Origin of the sequence: Acetonema longum DSM 6540 (genome assembly GCF_000219125.1) — a bacterium.
GTDB lineage: Bacteria > Bacillota > Negativicutes > Sporomusales > Acetonemataceae > Acetonema > Acetonema longum.
In genome coordinates this window covers 1-21,289 of the sequence record NZ_AFGF01000118.1, presented here as the reverse complement: position 1 = coordinate 21,289, position 21,289 = coordinate 1, and the positions used below count along the sequence as shown (strand labels likewise).

Annotated in this window: 14 protein-coding genes; all 14 read right to left on the bottom strand. The window is 42.9% G+C overall.

Annotated features, from left to right (window positions below):
• Positions 1-122: 122 nt before the first annotated feature.
• Positions 123-620, bottom strand: coding sequence for a helix-turn-helix domain-containing protein (locus tag ALO_RS12565; protein ID WP_004096505.1), 498 nt, complete (start codon positions 618-620; stop codon positions 123-125).
• 224 nt (positions 621-844) lie between these two features.
• Positions 845-2,284: a DNA mismatch endonuclease Vsr gene (vsr, locus tag ALO_RS12560; RefSeq protein WP_004096502.1), complete on the bottom strand. Its 1,440-nt coding sequence runs from the start codon at positions 2,282-2,284 to the stop codon at positions 845-847.
• A gap of 15 nt (positions 2,285-2,299) precedes the next feature.
• Positions 2,300-4,252: a DUF1998 domain-containing protein gene (gene drmB, locus ALO_RS12555; protein ID WP_004096500.1), complete on the bottom strand. Its 1,953-nt coding sequence runs from the start codon at positions 4,250-4,252 to the stop codon at positions 2,300-2,302.
• Positions 4,249-7,896: a helicase-related protein gene (locus ALO_RS12550; RefSeq protein WP_004096498.1), complete on the bottom strand. Its 3,648-nt coding sequence runs from the start codon at positions 7,894-7,896 to the stop codon at positions 4,249-4,251. The genes drmB and ALO_RS12550 overlap by 4 nt, the downstream gene beginning before the upstream one ends.
• 15 nt (positions 7,897-7,911) lie before the next feature.
• On the bottom strand, positions 7,912-10,485 hold the full coding sequence (locus ALO_RS12545; RefSeq protein WP_004096496.1) for a DrmE family protein: 2,574 nt from the start codon (positions 10,483-10,485) through the stop codon (positions 7,912-7,914).
• Between the two features lie 596 nt (positions 10,486-11,081).
• The gene (locus ALO_RS12540; RefSeq protein ID WP_004096493.1) at positions 11,082-14,408 is read right to left on the bottom strand and encodes a DEAD/DEAH box helicase family protein; all 3,327 of its coding nucleotides are present in this window, start codon (positions 14,406-14,408) and stop codon (positions 11,082-11,084) included.
• 18 nt (positions 14,409-14,426) lie between these two features.
• Positions 14,427-15,593, bottom strand: a complete 1,167-nt coding sequence (locus ALO_RS12535; RefSeq protein WP_004096489.1) for a restriction endonuclease subunit S — start codon at positions 15,591-15,593, stop codon at positions 14,427-14,429.
• Complete coding sequence (locus ALO_RS12530) at positions 15,586-17,058, bottom strand: type I restriction-modification system subunit M (protein WP_004096487.1); 1,473 nt, start codon at positions 17,056-17,058, stop codon at positions 15,586-15,588. The genes ALO_RS12535 and ALO_RS12530 overlap by 8 nt, the downstream gene beginning before the upstream one ends.
• A gap of 230 nt (positions 17,059-17,288) precedes the next feature.
• Positions 17,289-17,741, bottom strand: coding sequence for a bifunctional (p)ppGpp synthetase/guanosine-3',5'-bis(diphosphate) 3'-pyrophosphohydrolase (locus ALO_RS12525; RefSeq protein ID WP_040293365.1), 453 nt, complete (start codon positions 17,739-17,741; stop codon positions 17,289-17,291).
• Between the two features lie 110 nt (positions 17,742-17,851).
• Positions 17,852-18,103, bottom strand: a complete 252-nt coding sequence (locus tag ALO_RS12520) for a helix-hairpin-helix domain-containing protein (protein WP_004096480.1) — start codon at positions 18,101-18,103, stop codon at positions 17,852-17,854.
• Between the two features lie 27 nt (positions 18,104-18,130).
• On the bottom strand, positions 18,131-18,496 hold the full coding sequence (locus ALO_RS20950) for a hypothetical protein (protein ID WP_004096478.1): 366 nt from the start codon (positions 18,494-18,496) through the stop codon (positions 18,131-18,133).
• A 111-nt stretch (positions 18,497-18,607) separates the two neighbouring features.
• Complete coding sequence (locus ALO_RS12510; protein WP_004096476.1) at positions 18,608-19,441, bottom strand: hypothetical protein; 834 nt, start codon at positions 19,439-19,441, stop codon at positions 18,608-18,610.
• Positions 19,442-19,481: 40 nt separating this feature from the next.
• Entirely contained in the window at positions 19,482-20,786 is a 1,305-nt protein-coding gene (locus ALO_RS12505) for a hypothetical protein (RefSeq protein ID WP_004096473.1), read from the bottom strand.
• Positions 20,787-21,081: 295 nt separating this feature from the next.
• A partial coding sequence (locus ALO_RS23185) for a hypothetical protein (RefSeq protein WP_004096469.1) occupies positions 21,082-21,289 on the bottom strand: 208 nt, incomplete at its 5' end.

Sequence of the window (21,289 nt, the reverse complement as noted above, 5' to 3'; positions counted from 1 at the left end):
GCCGGGAACCGCGGGAATCTGCCGTTCTTCGATGAGCTGGCGGTTGGTCTCGTCCAGGCAGACGACAGGGCGCAGCGGATCGCAAGGACGGCTGTAGGTTCCCAGGACATCTTCCATGCGGGCTACGAATTCCGCGCTGGCTTTAGGAATGCACCATTCTTTCTTTTGCCAGGGTTTAAGTTCGTTTTTTTCAGAATATTCAACACTGCAGCGTCGGAGAGGCTCTCCACCACCTGCAGGCGTACGAGCTCATCCGCGATCAGCTGTAAGGTCCAGCGTTCGCGCCCTTCTGGCGGAGCGGAACAGGCAATAGCCACGATATGTGCTTCTACGTTGCCGTCCACTTTGCGACGCCGGTTGGCTTGCTCTTTTCTCCCTAACGCCGCTTCCAATCCTTTGCTTACGAAGCGCTTGGCGATCTGACTGATCGTGTGCGGCATGACGCTGAAGGCCTCTTTGATTCTCTGATAGGTCCAGCTTTGGTTTTCCGGGATCTCGTCCAGTTTGAGAAGAATTTGTGCATGTTTTATACGATATCCCTGCGTGTTTCCCTTCCGGATGAGTTCCTTCAGTCTGTTGCGTTCTGCCTCTGTCAGTGTCACTATGTATTTTTGATTCATTTTCATCACCTGGCATCAGTTTACCAGTTCCAGAAGATGACGACTACTTCTATTTACTAAATTGGTGGAATACTAGTTAAATTTATTAAAGTTGCTTATTCTTTTTAAATACTATCTTGCATAAACGTAAGGGGACCAGTTCCGTGGCTAATGAAACTCCAGTACTGGACAAGACTATTGAATTTGACGACAATCTAATATTGGGGGTGCATCACTCCACATCTTTAGCTTTGCATAAAAATAATTATCCTTTCCTCCAAATTGGTCATATTCTTTCTTTTGATTTCACATTGCCAAATCACAAGGAAAGACCATCCTTGTGATTCTATTTCCTGGTAATTTATGTTATCTCGCTGTTTGTTGTTTGAAATTTTCTCTTCCCAAAACTCACGATTACTAGAAGGTAACGTTCCGCGCTGACAGTCATGACCATGCCAGAAGCACCCATTAACAAAGATGGCTTTTTTTCTACCGGGATAAACAATATCCGGAGCGCATCTCAACTGAGAAGTAGAAAGACGATATTGACCAAAGCCAAGAGAACACAATAACTCCCGAATAATCAATTCTTGTTTTGTGCCCTTGTTTTTCACAGATCTCATGATCTGTGATCGCTTCTCTTTATCAAAAATGTCCGGCATGAAAATCACATCCAAATGTTCCTTCACCGATTGGGCTTGTTGTCTGCAAAATTCAGGTGGTAAAGCATTCCCGATCATCAATGCGAGAGCACTTCTACGAATATCGATGGGGAATCTATAGTTAGATGGAAATGTCTGTAATAACGCCGCTTCTCGTGCAGTTAGCGTTCTGTTCGCCACCGGATGTAGAAACCGTCCTTTTGATGGATTAAGACATCCTCCTGTTATTGTGGATGACACGCTGTCCCAACGCAATCGGCCATATACATCTTTGAATCCAATACCGGGTTTCTTATGGCATTCTAGAAGATAATCCTCCGGCAAATCACTTCTGCTCCCACCGTCATGTGGTGTAATCTCGATCTGTCTCTGAATCTTCTCTTTATGGGTCGGGTATATTTTGTGAATCGGGTCAGAGGTATCCTCGGGGCTTTCCAAATTTTCTATGGTAGCTCTTACTGTGACCAGCGTATTACTACCTTGCTTAATTTGAATATTGCCTAATAGTGAACCCAGTAATACCAATCGTTTTCTTCGCTGTGGAACGCCATACCTTTCTACGTTTACTATTTGATGATCAAGAGAATATCCTAATCCCGCCAGTTTTTTGACCACTTCTTTAAAATCGTCATATTCAGAAAGCGCAGGGACGTTTTCGAGCATAATAGTAATCGGCCGCAGTTCATCAGCAAATCGATAAAATTGATGGATTAATTTGTTTCGCGGATCATTTACTGCCCCTTTTTTGTTTTTTCTTCTCAGAGAAGAAAAACCTTGGCATGGCGGACAAGCCGCTAAAAGAGACAACGGTTCTCCCTTCAGCAGCTTTGCGATATCATCGGTATTGACATCAAGAATATTCTCATGAAATAAAACTGTACTGTCCTCATGATTCATTTTATAAGCTGACGCAGCATTATCATCAAGCTCAATTCCGGCAATAACATGAAAACCTGCCTGCCGGAGTCCTTCCGTCATGCCGCCACAGCCACAAAATAAATCAACAGCCGTGTATCCAAGCATATTTCTATCACCCGGTCATGTATTTGCAACCCATTCGCTATAAAATCCAATATCATTATTATCAAATGTTCCGATCAGCATCCCACGGTCAAGAAAGACATTAAATTCCTCGCAGCTTGTTTCCGGCAACAAGGAACAGGCATGACAAGCTGCCAGATTTAAGGCATCACGGCCTTGTCCTTGTTCCGTAGAGATACAAACCGGATCATTGGAACATATAACACTACCTAAAACGGCTCTTTTAAAAACCTTAGGTAGTGCATCCGGTTTTCCCTGGCGCACCAATCCGCCTAATGTTCCTTCCGAATCTCCGGAGGCAGTATAAATAAATATGCCGGCCATCTCTTTTCCGTCTTCCTCTGATGCACAATAAATCCGTTCTCGCAAGGAGGCAACGGTGTACCCGCACTCGAAACTAAGTTGCCGGATTAAAACATGCGCCAAAGTATGCAAGAAAACAAACTGAGGTGATACCTTTCTGGGAATCACTTCGCCCATAAGTGTGGCAAAATAATTGCCTTCTATTTCACGTGCTCTTTTTTGAATAACCGGCCGATATGCAGCCCAATCGTCTAATTCTTTCTTATTAAACTCTAAAAAGATACCCTCTCCGCGAACTTCATAAGCAGGATACCAGGAGGTTTCCGGCTCTTTTACCGACACAAAACCGAGTGTATCTTTTCCCGTATCGGATAAACCGGGGGGATTAATTCGAGTGAAGCCGGTTAAAGCACGTATCTCACGGATTTTATGTATCAAAGACACGCTTTTCAAACCGGGAATCTCATATTTTTTAATATCCATATCTTCTCGTACAAAATCATCCGTATCTAAACTTGGTTTTGCCACTAAACCGGTAAGTGCATCAAATTCTTCGGCTCTATACTTTACGCTATCTGTTTGATAGTTTGGGTCCGCTTCTTCCGAGTGAAGCAGCAATTTTCTTTCTAATATGGGTTTAATTATTGCAGGCGGTTCCAATATTTGCGCCGCAATAGTAGAGGCCCATTTATCTAATTGCCTTTTAATGCGCTCATTGATATCATCATCGGAACTTTCTTCTTCTTTATATCCGGCAATTTTAATCTGACAGTCGGAATACCCCGAACTCCTTTCTATAGAACTACTTAGATGATCGGAGTAAGGCGGAATCACTAAGGAACTCACGGTTTTAGGAAAATATACCGATGAAGCACCCCTTTGCATAGCTCGAGGATGGGCCCCACAAATGACCGAATGATGTTTCCATGGCTGGTTACCACTACATACAAATGTATCGGTTCCATCCCGCTCATCTAGGCGGTCAAAGATAGTTGGATCAAAAGCTTCATAAAGTGTCGCTTTTGCGTTGCAGTTGGTGCACTTTATACTAATGCCCTCCAATCCCGCCGTTGCAGTTGTTCCAGTGCTAAAAGTAAGCTGTGGGTTGTCACATACTTTTTTAGCACCTCCAGCATTTCTGCGATGAGCCCATTCTATCCATGGAAAGTCATCTATATGGCCATGCGCACATACAATAACAATACGTGCAGCCACAAGGTCTTGCCGACATTCGAGGCATCGCGGTGTTTTCATGTAAGGATCACTGTCTAACTTCTTGGCTGCGGACTTCTTTTTATATTCTTTATACCATTGCTTAATTGGTTGAAAGCGGCGACATTTAGGGCAGAAATACCATTGCGGGAAACGAACATATGAAATCCCTTCTCGAAATTGTGGTTCATCGCTACCACCAGGCATGCCAAAATAATCCACTTTAAGTACATGCTGCAAACGCTCATCGTAAATCCGCACTACCTTATCCGCCCAGTATTCAGGGGCAGCCGTCATCAATGTTTGATCGGGAAAATCAACCATAGCACCTACGCCATATTGGAGAATAGCTTGAGAGCTTCGCACATTATACTTAATACGCTCGGATGGGTTGGCAAAAACGATTCTGTCTTTAGGAGAAAGCATATTGCTCATAATTCATCCTCCCAAACCAAAATATTGGCGGCAATGCTTTGATCGACATTTCGCATAGATGTCATGGTTTCATAGGCCGGATCACCAGCCGAAGTTCCAAAGACTTTTAGAAGCCTTTTTTGGCCCGCAGCAGGAGCCTTCATCATAAAGCGATCCCCGTAATAGAAATTCTCTCCACCTGCAATTTTAACACGATCATACCAAGCCGTCACTATTTCATTAATACGAGTTTCAATCTCAGCGGTATCGTCTTCGAGATCGTTCCATGTTCGAGAATTGATTTCATTTACCCTTTTAAGAATATAGGTCCGCATTTCCGCTAAATCGCTTTGCAGATATTCAGGGTCAAACGTCGCCGCATCCGGGTCACTTGAAAGCCCATACAAATGCCTTACCATAGAAACAATGACCGCGTGTAATGCTCTATCACGAGCAGGTTTTGAAAAGGGCGTTGCTCCTGTTGGCTCTACAAAACGATAGAACGATTCATGGTAGGATTTGAATTGCTCATAGTGAGAGCGGTCTCGGCTCTTTGTTCCATCGTATAGCGTGATAGCGACTCCGGGATAGGAACGTCCTATGCGACTTGAAGCCTGTATATATTCACTCGTCAGCTTCGGTTGCCCTACTATGAGCATGACATTCAATCGAGCCACATCCACCCCAACTGAAATCATATTTGTGGCAAGCAATGTATGAATAGCCCATTTTCTATTGTCTTGATTCTCTTTTGAATATTCAAGCCGCTCTAATTTTTCCAAGGTTTCATTCAGTTCTGATGTGGAAATCCTACTTGTTAACTCAGAGGCTTCGGCAATCGTTCTGCCACGACCTACACCAAATCGATACGCCGTTCTCTTGATAAAATCTTTCACATCATCATCAATCATTGTGCGGCATTTGCCCAAATCTCTGAGGCTGTTGAAATATATTGCTAAAGTCCAGAACTTGTCTTTTACTTCATCTGGAAGCTGCATCATATCGACACGCTGTAAAATTGCTGCAATAGCCCGTATTTCCATCATGGCTTTTGTTTTTCCCGACGGCATGATGCCAATATACATACGTCCATATTTTTGTTCTTCAACGGAAAGCTTGGCTTCACGCGCAAAATACGAATCATCAGCATTTAGCCCGGATGGGGGAAACTGTCGTACTTCTCTGTTATATAGCACCGAGCATTGCTCTTTCGCTCTGCGTATAGTAGCTGTTGAAGCAATAATTTTGGGTTTAACTCCTTTGGCCGAGCATAGCGCATCTACTGCGGTTTCGTACAATCCGACCATAGTGCCCAACGGACCTGAAATCAAATGCAACTCATCTTGTATGATAAGTTCCGGGGTACGGTTATTCGAGTTCGTTGCAAAGAATGATCCGACATCATTTTTCCAAGGAAGCATTGCAAACTTATCCACAGTGCCAAATAGCAAGGTAGGTGGCGAATCGTACAATTCCTCATCGACTATTTGAATCGGTAATTTGTCTTTATAATCGCAATCTTCTTGGGGACAACACAGATAAAAGTGTTTGTTGTTTCTTAGACGATAACCCCATTCCCCAACCACTTTCTTATCTGCTCTTACATCCTTTACCATTTTTGTTCCGCACCAAGGGCATTTCAATATTTGAAACTTATTATTTTGGTCTTTCGCATACTTTAGCTGGAAAGCATCTTTCGCATTCCACAGCTTATCGAAATGCTCTTTTGCTTTACCATTTTTATTGGGGGTATGGTCGCCGCCAATCCACAGTCCGATAGAAATAGCTTCCGATCCCAGTGGATAAACGGGATACTTTTTTTTCAATAATGAATCTTTTCGAATGGCCTCACATGCACATATAAGTGTTGCCGCACGCACAAATTGTTGTGCAGCTAAAAGGCGTAATGTATAGCGCATAATCACAGTTGTTCCGCCGGAGGTATCAGGAAAAGCTAATCGTCGATAGAAGATGGTGAAAGCAGTTAGCCCTAAATATGCTTCAGTTTTGCCGCCACCGGTAGGGAACCAAATCAAGTCTACTATATCTCGCTCTTTACAATTTGGGTCTACAATTGATTGGAGGCTCATCAACAAAAAGGCCAACTGAAACGGCCTCCAAAAATATGAATTACTTTCGTCATAATAGTTTAAGGCTTTGATGTGTTCTTGTAATTCGATATCGCCGGGATACTTATCAACTTCTTGAAGTTTAAGATGGATACGTTGCATAAACATTGCCCGGTTTGCCAGTTGCAATGATTGTGAAATCATTTGATTTTCTTCTAAAAGGCGCAGTCCCATATTCATGCGGTCACAAGCGTCTTTACAATCGACAATATGCGCCTTTGCCTTTGCTTGAAAGGCAACCGCCACTTCTTCTTCGTTTTTACTCATTTTGGACAGCTTATCTATCCATGCTGAATATGAATTGATAAGTGCTTTCATTGCAGCAATTTTTTCTGTCATAGCCGCAGAATCTAAGTCGGACAAATATTTCATCGAAAGGCACTTTTGATCCACTGAGGAATCGGCAATACCAAAATCCATTTGTGGCACCTCGATCTGCGGAAAAAAATCAGTGACAATATAGCCTAACCCATTTTTATCAATATTCCAGTTTACAGATGTACCGTGTCCTGTGCCATATACTTTTTTATTTCGGTATAGAAGAGCTAAAGAAAGTTCCTCTTCATCTTGGGAGTTTTCATTAGCAAGCCCGGTATACTCACAAAAGCGATAAGGGGACTCCTCCGATGCTATAACTTTAATCTGTGGCTGAAAAATAGAATTCATTCCATTATAACTTCCAGAAGCGCCATTGACCATCATTATCGTTATGGAGAAAACATCCGGTGCGATCTGTTTTCTTAACGCAGTTATTTTTGCACTTGTTCCGTCTAAATCATGGTTTTGATCAACATAGTCTGCCGGAGTAAAATCAATATCAATATTAACATCATGGGGGATTCTCACGAATCCATTTCGCCCCAACTGATTACAAAGTGTGATAAGCGGTTCTTTTAGCGCTGCACCTTCTGTTAGGTTTTCATAATTGTTAAATGACTGGTACACATATTTTTTTTGAAGCGGTTGAATCAACCTTAGCAGCTTATTCGCCCGATCTATTTCAGCATAAGATCGAAACTGAACCGGTAATTCATAGCTATCATCGGCAGCAAGCTTAAATGGAACCGCACAATCAGCCAACCTGGCCTTCTTGTATGTGCCGAATTGAATATTAGCAAATATATGACTGCTATTGCCTCGAACAAAAAAAGTATACCCCATTGAAGACGGCATATTTTGTGAAGACAGGCTTATTTCTTCATCTAAAGATTCTTCGTCCGGGATATTAACCGCTTCTTGACGACTTTGAGAGACCGGCTCCGATGAAAGACAAATATCGTCTTCATTGTCTTCATCATCTGTATCCATATTATTTTCACTTGGTTTGGCGCTATCATCATTGTCGGCCATGTACTTTTCTTTTTGCGGAAATAATATTCCAACAGAATAACGTACTTCCGGTAAGTCGGTTATTATCTCATGCGATTCGTCCGGTATCGAATGTTCCGATCCGGGGCCAAGCAATTCTTTCCGCACCTCATTAATCAGAACATTGCGCGCGGCATATGTTTGCTGTTGTATTTCCGCTTTGGTCATGTAAGCCACTCCTCTCTATAAAGCATAAGGACGATTTGCATAGGTGACGGAAACTTGTACATCGCAAACATCTGCGATAGCATCAATTTGAACAATTTGGGATAAGGCGTCAAGCTCATCTCTTACAATACTTGACAGGAATGAAACATTTTCAGATGCGTGCTGATAGTTTTTAATAACACTTTGGCCAATGAGTTTTAGGATTCTGATTCTCAAGCTGCGAATTGTGTTGCACGCCTCGTGAAAAGCTTCCGGAGAAGACATCATTTCTTCATCTTCACAGATAAGTGCTATTTGGTAAAAAGAACCTTCTTCTCTAGGCGCAATTATTCGACTTTCAGGATTTAGCCAGGTTCTTAAAGTAACGGCGTGTTTAGGTGTTCCATATGCTTTCATCTCATCCGATAAATCTTGAAATGAAAGGTTATTTTCCTGTTTGTACTTTAACAGACGGTTCTTCCAATGCTTTGATTTTCGAAAAGCTTCATTGATTTGCTCATTTGAAACAGCAAGTTTTTTTATGATTTCCTCAACGATATCTTTTGTTTGGTCGCTATTTTTGGTAAATAGAAGCATATCGCCGGCATTGATATCTTTTACAGTGCTTTCTGTAACAGTCATTTGATCGCGGTCAAAAATATATGGAGTGTAATATTTTGTGAAGAAAACGGATTCCCCATCAGTAGTTGTAGCAACCCGAACAATATCGGCCTTTGTAGTTACTCCGTCAACCGTATTTGAGATGGTCTGTAATGCTGTCTTTATAGTAATGGCATCTATGTATTCTTCAATCTCAAAATCATCCAGAATTTCTACATTTTGTATTGCCTCTTCTTCGTCAACATTTCCGAAATCATATTTTATAGCGGAGCGATTATTAAGTTTTGCTTCCTTCTGAGCATACGCTTTTTTTTGATAATCATACAGGGGTCTTTCGTGTGGATATAAGAGACACTTTACTATGGGTGAAACAAAGACAGAGAAAATTGAAAATCGCTTTGTTCCTAAACACCCAACAAACAGAACGGAATCATAACTTCCCTTATGATCAAAAGCCCCTATAGTTTTTATGTATAATTGGGTATTGGCGCTGATATCCGTCGGCAGAAGTGACTTAAGGATATCCACATGATACGACTTTGGAACCAACACCAGTACAGTCCCGCTTTCAAGCGCATTATACAATGCTTTCAGTAATAGGGCTTCTTTTGGGTTTTTAGTTTCCACTGCACGATACGCTTTATCAAGAATATCGGAAATTTTCAATAACAGGGTAGCTAATACACCATCGTAATTTTCGATGACGCTTTTTATAAAAGTGATCTTTTCTGATGCCGATGGAAATACAATCTCTATATTTTGCCGCTTGGCTTCAACCATATTTAGAGGAAAAGTGATATTTGAAAGATAGTTCACCAGAGAATAGCTTTCAATAATAAGCCTATCTATTAAATCATCATTCTGAACATGGTGACGAACAGCTTGAATATTATGACGAAAATCTCGATATTCTTCGGAATTAATAATACTGTCCGCATCGTATTCAATAATTTCTCTGTCTAAAATATTTGCAATCTGCGTTTCGATTTCAAGGGTCAGAGGGCCCTGGGGAGTAATTGGCAATGAACTGGATAATAGCATATCTTTCGTACAGGCAAAAACAGTCGCATCTGTATAGGTCTCGCAAAGACTATCGAAGCCGTCAATAATAGGTACGGATATGAAAGCTTTTTTGAGACTTCTTCTATTAAGTAAATCAGGCAGTTCAGATTCACCATTCTTGACAATCTGCCCGCCTAGAACAGCAATGGCGAAAATACTTTTTTCTTCATCTGCGTATACTTGATCTCTGGCTACAGAAACCTTGTTTGTAAATCTGAGAACGGGATTGTTTTTACCAGGATTACCGCGATAGGGGTATTCCTTATTTTCCGAAAAATATGATACGGGCATCAAGTCGGTTATACAGACGGACTCTGTTCCATCATAACGAATTCTAATATTATTGATAAAGGTATCTGCAAAATCTCGACTACTTACAACTACTACAGATTTTTTAGTCACACTCGAAATATCAGATAACTCCGTTTCAAAAGCGGATTGCAAAAAATCAATCTTAGCTTTAGAGTCATTCAGGATACCACGCCCATCTAATATAGTGGCTTCGCCTTGGTATGGCTTGATTTTGTAAAAGGATGCCGGGGAAATTGTCTCAGTAATTGGTGACTGATATTTCCCTTTAGTTGACCCATATTGAATTTTTACAAACCCTTTTTCATCGATACCTAAAAATTCGGCTCTTGTCCTATCCTTGTAAATAATAATATCGCCAGGATTAAGTGAAGCAACCAATTCTTGTGGTGTTAATTCATCATAGACAAGGCAAGACAGTGCGGCAAAAGTTGTTAACAATAAATCGAATATGGATGAACCGGTATGATAAATGATTCCACTATCCTTTTTTGTAGAGTGCATTAAACTAGACATATAGTAAGAAAAGGTCGAAATTAAAAGACCGTTTGAAATGCTTTCATTTTCAAACAGAATATCGCATTTTTTCATCATGCTTAGTATCGGGGTATTATCCATACTTCTCTCCCCTATTCAAAACACTTGCCCTTTCGCAAAAAGCAGGAAGTGGAAGACAATCCCATAATTATATTTTATTATAGCAAAGGGAATAGCTGATTACAACGAAAAAGAGCGTTTTTTCGACACATGATATCTGAAAACAATCCACTATTTTCCATGTCTTTCCTCGTGTGTAGTTTTATAAGGGAGGGGACGGACGGGGACGTTAGGCTGTGTGAAACTACTGAAAAACCCCGATTTTAGAAATGTCACCCTTCATAAATCAAGGGTTTACACCATGCGAAATGCTCTTTTTACCGACTTTTTCAGTGGTTTCGGACGGTCCTTTTTTGTCAACTTCTCGTTACAACCCCACACAAACTACCAATTACTCTTTCAATTTGGCAACTCGATGATCGTCCCTCTAGTTTGTAAAATATTTCCGCCGACGAAGTTATAGTGGTTTCAGAGTGGTTTCAGTGACGGTTCTTGACTTGAATTAGCCAGAGCCTAAAATTTCTATGGACAGCAAAGCCAATGTTTAGATAATGCCCGAGTAAAACGATTCTTCCGGCCTTTAAAATAGTAGTACCATCCAATAAAATTAAACTCGGCTACCCTATAACCCGTACCGCATTCTCCCTCACCCCGGTCACCAACTCCATAATGCGCTGCTGCTTTGTCTTATCAAACAGCTTCATGAAGCTAACCGGCTTATCAAAAGGCGGCTTCATCAATTCAGCCATATTCTCTACATAGCCATTTTGAACGATATAGTCCACGATCTTTTTTACAAACACAATTTGCGCCTGGCTGAGCGCCTGGTCATTAATAAATTCGGAGAACACCTTCATGGCGGCATCGTATTCAAGCTTGCCGATTTTACGCACCAATAAGCCGAATGGCGTATCCCCGAAGGCTTGCTCGTAGTCGCTCCTGGAGCCGAGATCACCGGTCAAAATATACTCCAGGCTTTCGTAGTCGGCTGCTGTCAGCGGAATGTTGTTGCGGAGTTTATGGATGGCGAGGTTGTCCTTGTTCGCTTCGATATACCGGTTCACTTTCAGCCTATAATCCTCAAAGTCATAGGCAGGATAGATCGTCTCGCCCTCCCTGACTCCGAGAATGCTGTCGGCCAGGTTGGTATAAATCGAATTCCGCCCGCCGGCATCCACAATAAACTTAATCAAATCCCGCAGGGCCGCTCTGACCGTTTCCAGTGTCAATAAATCCGCATTCCGCCAAAATTCATCGGTTTGGATAGAATGGATCAGCTCAATTTTTTCTTTGACTTGCGGGATGCTGATCCGTTTCGCCAGGCCTGCGCTAATATCGGTTAATTGCCGTTTCCCTTTTTTAAACTGCGGCAAACCCTCAATCTGCGCAAGCATCATGCCGTACATCAGATTGTCAAAGCCTTTGGCGTATTCATCGGTATCATCCAGATAGACAAGGGGCGCCAGATACAAGATCAGATTACGCTTATCGGTATCGGACAGGCATACAAACGCGGCCTGATCTTTGTATTTTTCAACATATTGCCATTGCATTTTGACCGATACGAGTTCCGGATTGAGGGCTTGTATTTGTAAAACGATCCCTTCGATTAAACCGGTCCGCCAAAGTTGATAGGCTTCAGCGGCAAAAGCGGAATCCTGCAGACGGTGAATCAGTCTTACTTTTTTACTGAAAATCGACTCAGTGATGCTTTCCGTATCACGGGACTCTATCCCTTGCGGGTTCTGGCGGAAAAACTCAAAGTTACCCAGATAGTCAAAAATATAAAAGCACTGTTTGTCTTTTGCAGCACCGAACAGGTTCTTACAAAACCTGGTACCGCGTCCGATCATCTGCCAGAATTTTGTTTTGGAGCGGACCCGTTTAAAGAATACCAGGTTCACAATCTCCGGTACATCGATGCCGGTGTCCAGCATATCCACCGAAATAGCAATCTGCGGCAGCTTACCAGCTGCCTTAAAATCGGTGATCCGGTCCTGAGCATATGCTGTTTTATTGTCAATAACCTGGGCAAACTGCCCGTTATACTGCGGATATAATTTATTGAAACGCTCCTCGATATACACTGCATGCCTGTGATTGGCGGCAAAGATGATGCTTTTCCCCAGCTTGTCGCCGCCGGCACTCTTTTGGCCTTTGGTCATCAGATGTTCCAGCACATAATCCACTGTATCCTGATTGAAAATAAACTCATTCATTGCCGGCGGAGGAACAAAGTCCGGCATGTCGCCGTCCTCATCGGTGAAATCCTCTTCATACCGCGCCTTATCCTCCGGCAAAAGCTCGTCGTAGGCGATGCCCTGCTCCAGGAATTTGGTGCGCACCTCGATATTATGGTAGGGTACCAGCACTTTATCGGTGTAGACCGCGGTATCATAGTCATAGGCATAGGTCGGCACGCCGTTTTCCATTTCGAAAAATTCATAGGTGTTGCGGTCGATGTCCGTTTTAGGCGTTGCCGTCAATCCTACCACATAGGCGTCAAAGTACTCGAATATGGCCCTGTATTTTTTGAAAATGCTCCTGTGAGCCTCGTCCACAATGATCAGGTCAAAATGCGCCGGCGTAAAGAGCTTGCCGCCCTTCTCGCTCTTAGCAGTATCGATCGAATTGAGCATGGTGGGATAGGTGGAAAACACGATGCGAGCATTTTTATCTTCCTTGCCGTTGAGCGGATTGCAAAGAGACATATCCGGCAGATAGGTTTTAAAGTCGTCCCTGGCCTGTCTCACCAGCGCTGTTCTGTCCGCCAGAAAAAGAGTATTGGTAATATACCCGCCCCGTGACAGCACATCGGTCAGGCTGGATGCGGTTCTGGTTTTACCGGTTCCTGTCGCCATGACCAGCAGGGATTTGCGGTGGCCTGAATCGATATTGCCGCAGACAGCCCGGATGGCTTCCTTTTGGTAGTACCGGTCGGTAATCCGGTCCTGGATGTCGATGGCGGTTAATTTCCTGCGCTGCGTCCTGCGGCTCATCAGCTTTTCCAGGTCGGCCCGGGAAAATACGCCGCTGACTTGCCTTTGCGGCGAAGAGCAGTCATCCCAGATATAGGTTTCAAATCCATTGGTCGTAAACATGATGGGGCGCCTGCCAGTCATCCGCTCCAGGCAATCCGCGTATAGCTTGGCCTGATGTGTACCAATCTTCGGGTCTTTTGAGGTCCGCTTGGCTTCGATCACTGCCAGCGGCAAGCCGTCTTTTCCATACAGCACATAGTCCGCCGAACCGGTTCCCGTGCTGTTCGGCATACCCGCCAGCGCTACTTCTTCTTTGGCATCGTCGCCAATGATCCAGCCCAGCAGCTGTAAATCCACATCAATATAGCGCTTGCGGGTTTGAAACTCGGAGATATCCTCCGGGTTGAACTCCCGTTCCTCTTTGTGCTGATCCTTTTGAGCCGTCAGCGCCCCGCTCATCTCGGCAATCTGGGCAAGCAGCTTTTCGATCTCGGCATCCTTCTGCTTGATGATACTGTCGTCAATGGCCGGTTTCCCCTGTGGTATGGCATGCTCGTCAAAGCGGCGTTCTTCGTAGTCCGAGCCGTAGCAGTAATCAATCCACTGGATGAATTCAAACAGTCCGCTTAAAGACAGGACCGCATCGTTAAAGCTGACCGCTTTTTCGGTATGTACGGCCAGATTGCCCAGCTTGATAATATATGGCAGCTTGCCCCAGGTCCTGTGGTCCAGGGCAAACCGGAAGGTAGGCTCATGGATGAGGGCCTGCAAATTGTTTTTATAAGGCATGGAAATGGTGTTGTCCGCAGAGTAGACCCATTTCACCGCCAGCTCCAGCGCTTTTCTGGCCCCAACCGCCGCCATGGCGGGAGAGGTTGCGAGCACCCGCTCGGTTTCGATGGCGGCCGGTGAAAAGAGCTGATATTCGGCTTTTTCCTGTAAAAAATCGAAATTTGCAGGCATATCTGGTCACCTCAAATATTATTCGAAATACTGGCTCATCAGGCTGTCAAAGAGGGATTGGCTTTCGTCGATTGCTTTTTGTACAAGGGATTTTTGTTCTTCGATTTTGGTGACGATGGTGGCGAAGTGGGTTTGGAGAGAGAGGGGGGGCAATAGGATTTCTATGTTTTCTACAATGGTAGAATTAAGATTTTTCATAGTAATACCTTGAGCAGCCCTCTCTAAGACGCTCCTCATTTGCGTTGAAGAGATCGTCTGCATTAGATACACAGAATTTAATTTCTGCGATGGTTTCATAAATAAGCTGCCAGTTCCACATAAAAATCCATCATGTTTATCAGTAACAACAGCACATCTGCCTATTTCCCCACGTCTTCCCATAACGACATCATCTTTTTCCATTCTATACTGAGCAAGTTCTTGAGCTTTCTCCTCTGTTATTGTTAACATATTGTCTGCACAGAGTTTCCCCTTAATGATGTGGCTAGGATTAATAAGCGGAATTCCGCCTTGAATATAATCATTTGAATGCAATAGGCTTCCAAACGGTCCAATTTTAACTTGACATACTTCTTTTACTTTTTTCTTTTCCCATCCCTTCTCATTAATCACAGGGTCGCCAAACATATCGTAAAAAATGGACTTAATCAGGTTGTCCAGTTCCGCCGACTGTTTTTTGCGAAGTGCGATCAGTTCCGATGCGGCGCCAAGAGTTTGTGCAATTTTCTTTTGTACTTCGAGGGGCGGGAGGGGGATAATAATATTTTCAACAATTGCTTTAGATATTTCCTTGAACGTTGCGCCTCTACCTAATGAATTCAAAAAAGATGTTTTGCCCTTTAAAAACCAAAATAAATATTTGTTATGAAGTTCATCTCTACATATCAAATTTTTAAATCCCTGGTTACAAAACATCTCCCTTCCTGCAATGGCTACTTTTCCAATAGGTGCCCGGGAGGATAACAATACTGTGCCTTTAGGAAATGATTTTAAACCAGTATGATCAACACCTAGTTTGGTTATTTTCCTCTGAGTTTCGTTTATTATGGAAGTATCTTCACTAAGTTCGGCAGGGGTTATCCAATTGTATTCTCCGTTCCAGTACGTAGATACCGATGTTTTAGGTGTTGAGCCTGAGACCACCGTTGCAAGCTCTTTTAATTTCACCATTTCCCACTTACTCACCGATAAGCCCCCTCAGTTCCTCCATTTTGGAGCCTATCTCAAGGCTGAGCTCATCCAGCCGTGTCATGATCACCTGGGGGGCGTCGTATTCGATCTTTTCATATTCGGTTTGCTTATAGCGGTTGATGGAAAGATCATAGTCGTTCTTTTCAATCTCCGCCTTATCCACCAAGAAGCTCTGCTCCGTCGGTTTGCGGTCTGCTTCCCCGGCAAGGTTACTAAAGCGGGCAATAATGTCGGGAATGTCTCCTTCATGACCTAAATTCGTACGTTTATCGTCAAGCGAAAAGCCGTCCGATTTCATATCATAAAACCATACCTTATCCGTACCGCCTGCCCCGGTCTTGGTAAACACCAATACCGCTGTCGAAACACCGGCATAGGGCTTGAATACACCGGAAGGCATGGAGATGACCGCTCGCAGCTGGTGATTTTCCACCAACTCTTTGCGCAGTGTCTTATGCGCTTTTGTGCTGCCGAACAGTACGCCGTCGGGCACGATGCAGGCGCAGCGGCCGCCTTTTTTCAGCATGCGCAAGAACAGCGCCACAAACAACAGCTCGGTCTTCTTGGTGTCGCATACGGCCTTTAGATTATCATGAATGCCTTCCGCATCCACCGTGCCGGTAAAGGGCGGATTGGCCAGGATCACGTCAAATTCGGCAGCAACCGCGTTATTTTTGGAAACGCTGTCCACATAGTCCACATGGGGCCGGGTAATGGAATGGAGCATGAGGTTCATGGCTGAAATGCGCAGCATGGTCCGGTCGGTATCATAGCCGGTGAACATATCACCGGTGAAGTGTTTCCATTGTTCGGCAGTCATTTGGTCTTCATAGCAGGTTCTGATGTATTCGGCCGCCGAAACCAAAAAGCCGGCCGTACCGCAGGCAGGATCGGCTATCCTGTCGCCCGGCGCCGGGGCCACCAGCTGCACCATCATATCCCGGATATGCTTCGGCGTTCTGAACTGCCCGTTTTGCCCTGCCGTGGCCAGCTTGCCAAGCATATATTCGTATAAATCGCCCTGCATATCCAGGTCCTTGATGTCATGTTCATATAGCTCATCCAGGCCGGTGACAATCTTTTGCAGCACCTGCGGCGTCGGAATTAAAAACATGGCATCCTGCATATAACGGGAAAATGCCGAGCTGTTCTTTCCGTTCATTGCCTTGATAAACGGGAACACCTTGGTACCGACAATCTCATAAATTTCCCGGGAATCTTTATTCTTGAACTTGCTCCAGCGCATCGCCTGGCCGTCCGCATCTTGCGGAAACAGTTTCGGCAGGACTTCCCCGCTGACAGTTTCAAAATTTTCCGTTTCCAGCTCTTTTTCATCCAGGGAGCGGATAAACATCAAATAGGTAAGCTGCTCAATTACCGTCAGTGGATTGGTGATACCTCCCGCCCACATATCCGTCCATATTTTATCAACCTTGTTTCGTACTTCTCCTGTCAGCATCGACTCAATCCCTTTCCGTAAGACCAGAGACCGGAGTGATTTTCCCGGCTTGAATTCCGCTGTTTTTCATTCCGCCTGTGTGGAGGCGATATTTTAATATATTTTCAGTCTGAACATAGAAATCCTGCCAAATTTGTCAAAGAACATTGAAAATTTGACAGGATGTTCTATTGTAGTATTATGCTTTCGGCAAAAATGAATGAATATCTATCTGACCACAACCATCAATTTTATAATTGTTCGTCGTTTAAGTTAGAGCTTATCGACAAAACATCGTATATTCTTTCGGCAGCCCTACGATATTTTTCTACGCGCACCTTATCTTTCTCGGTAGGATCTTTAATTCTTGATAAATCCATATTGTCATGTAAATCGGCAAGCTTAACGCGACATGCGGTTTTGTTCTCAAGTATTCTGGCAATAAAATCATCGTAGTTTTCTCCGGGGCGTTTTGTCACGCAGTCTAAAACGGTAAGTACGTCCGGTGAAAAACCTTCTCTGCGCAGGAACTCCAAAGTAATATCGCTGTCTTCAATGGTATCGTGTAAAACTCCGCATATGCGTTCAATTTCGCTGTTTCCCGCCATCATCACCCGTAACGGATGAAAGATATACGGTGCTCCTGCTTTATCTAACTGTCCGGCATGCGCACCGGTGGCGATAATTATAGCTTTATTTAACATATCAAATCCCCCAGAATAGGCTCCCTTTGACAATGAAAAACAGCTCATCCTCCTCATCATAATGGTGCAACAGAAATTCTCCTTTTAATTGGGCCAGTTTGATATTGGAATTACCCCTTCCAATCCCACCAATTTTGCTTATTAGGCGGCAGTTGCCCGCCGTGGTCGGCATAATGCAACGCCAGACGGTAGCAATACAGCGCGCATCTGTCCACGATCACGCCTTGCGCGGCGCAGTCGGCGGCGTAAACGTCATCAGGGCTTTTGCCTTTCAGCGATTCAATGGTTGGGTAACCTGCCTTAATCAAATGTTCCGCCATATTATTTCCGATGCCGGGGATTTTCGTTAATTCCGATTTCATCGTCCGCTCCCCGTCAAATATACTTGCTCACTTCTGGTTCACGTTACCCTGGTCATCACTATTATTGCCCCACCAATCGACAATTTTTACACTAACATCACTGCATTTTTTTAAGAACTTATCGTGACAATCTTCTCTAATATTGCTTAACCCATATCCAAAGTGTTCATCTAATTCAGTAATAATAAATTTCATGAGTTCTTCTGCATTTTTCCCTTCATGCAATAACGCCAACAACTGTGCAGTTAAACAATCGTATTCATCCTTGGGTGCTCCTCCACGAATTAGACCAATCGGGTCCCATTCATTCACAAGTTTTTCTAACTGCTGATATTGATTGTTCAATCTCTTTTTGATTTCTTTTTGCTCTTCTCTTGTCAAATGTCCGTCCATAAACATCACCTTTATTCAGGGGCCCTTTTATACCCATCTAAATGGTTGTCATGAAATCCGCGGGCAGGAAACCTCTAACATCCATTTTTTCTCAGTGAGTGGCAACTGCATTTATTGTGCATTTTCCAATGTCGGTTTCCAAACGAAGCATTCCCAGTGAGGCCAATTAGCCTTAATCTCATCGATAAGCCATTTCCCGCCAATGGTTATAGACTCCTCATGCGAAGCATAAATGACCCAGTCTGCTCGTTGTGAAAAACTGTAAGTTTCAACTCCGGTGTGACAGTAGAGCGGTTCAAATACTGAAACAGTGAGTTCATATTCCGGCCCAGATTCGGTCAGAGTCCATACATGCTGAATATCATGTTTTTGTAGTATACGCCTAAGATTCTCAATGCCAAACTCAACATCAAATGATTCTTCCTGAAACGCCATCATATCATTTTTTGAAGTATTCCTTAAGGGATACCAATAACTCTTAGGTTGAATATCCCATTTCTCCAGTAATATAGCCCAAAGTTTCTGACTTGCTGATTCAGTAAGTACTCTTCTATAAAAAAGCGGCTCAATAGTTTCTAACTGCTCCTGGTTAAGACTATGAATGAATTCACAAAAAGCTTCTCTTTCTTGTTGCATTACTCGTTTAGCTAGGGTGTTTAGTGATCTGGTAAATATACTTTCTGCGGTATTTCCCGCCAGAATAATCAACTCTTTCGCTTCCAAAAAACTTGAAAAATCCTCAAGAGTGAATTTCTCTACTTCAATTAATATTGCGTCAAGGCAATTATATCGAGGAAATAATTTCAATGCATCATCGCTGTAAGACCCCATATTATGACTACCGTCGCTCTCAATCAATTTAAAATACTGCTTACGCCAGTAATGACCTCTTTCTATACAGTACTTTCTTGCTGCAGAATGCAACTTTTCAATCTGCGTTCTCATAAAACTCCTTTTGTCATTTCTGCTTTTATGAGGCGGTACATCAATTTACTTTTGTATCATACCGCTCATTTGAAAAATAATGATCGATGATTTTCTTTACTTCAGGATGGTCCTTATCACCCTGTATAAGGTAATCTACAAAAAAGTCCTCTATCTCTTCATCTTTTATATTAGCAAGCAATTCATAAATCTTATGCCAAACAAGCACAAAGGAATAGTTTCTACAGAAATAAAATGCCATTTCTTTAAACCGGAGGCTTTTTGAATAATATAAAGCTGTTGCAATATTCAAGCCATCCTTATCAGATAAGGGCTCTTCATTTCTTAATATTCCATTCAACCTTTTATCCGATAGATCTCCTGCCCATTGTATTCTTGCAACGGTCAATGCATCCGGGAAAATCGTCTCTGCTTCCAGTATCTCCTGGGACCATTCATAGTTCTTATCAAAATCATCGTTTATCAATGATAAATATGTTTCCGTTTCTACTTTATTTAATTGATTCAGTTTCCACAATTTCATAATATCGGTTACAGATGTAATCAGCTCATCTTCATTCAGAATTATGCCATTTATCGATATTCCGCCTTTGATATTCTGTTTTTTATTTGTTTCCCACACCGAACTTGCCGGGATGATCACCAGTGACTTAATCTTTTTCTTATCCAGCGCCGCAGCCACCGCTTTATGATGCCCGTCAAGCAAAGCACACAGGTATCCTTCCAAATGATAAGCAACTGCCCTATAGTCATCATTTTTTCTATAAAACTCAGCCTGCTGAGGATTGTAGAGGCTTGGTGGCTGTGTCGGCAAAATATAATATGGTATTCCTGCGCTCCAAAGGCCGTCTCCGCCATATATAGGGAAAGATGCTTTATTATAGGTCGGTTTATTATTTAGCTTCCAAAAGAATTCCCCATTGCCATTGGTAGGGCACAGTTCTGTATCAACAAGCGCATAATATCCTGTTGGCAACAGTCCCAGAAGGGGTTTAAGGCTTTCCAGCGACTCCCCCAATGAAACAAATTTGCGATTCAGGACATCCCGCAATTCGGCTATGACTTGCTGATCGCCCATATTCAGCCCATAGCCCGCCGCAACAAGTTTTTCGCAGGTTGGACAAAAATATGGACCATCTCCGTGGAATTTTATTAGCGGAGTGTTTCCATAAACCAAAGTGGCTAGTGCATCATTCTCCAAATAGCCATATTTAGCGGACAATAAACCTTTTCCGTTTTTCACATAAAAAACAATACCATCGCCTCCCCAATCTGCCTGATGGCCGCTGATTGTCTTTATTGTGATTATATCGGTATCGGATTTATTAAAAAGATTACGAAACATCTTATTCCTCCGTTAGTTTCCAACTATTTACTTGCGTTTGTCAAGTTGCTATATAAATGACAAAAAGGGATTTACGGAAATCCCTTGAAATTTTATGGAATAATATGTAAAATAGATTTTGGCTTCAGGTGCAGATCATGTTTATAATGCGGTGTTAGTTCTTATTGAAAAATAATAATAACTATAAAATGCAGGTTCCATTTCGATACCTCTGTTTCCGCTCCTAGATATAAATAATCGGCAGTTCCAATTCCCTTCAGGGTATGCACACAATATTCCATCCTTATTTTAGCATTTAAAGCAACAAAAAGAAACTGGAGGGATTCGAACCTGCGACCTTTTGATTCGAGTCAAGACGGGGCTCCATCTTCGTTTCAAAATGCTTAATAGCTTTTCCACGAGGGTCATGAAGCCACTTCTTATGTGATGATATCCAAAATAAATCAACAAGGGAAAAGGGATCATGGCCATTCCACGCATAACACACATGAAAAAGACGAACC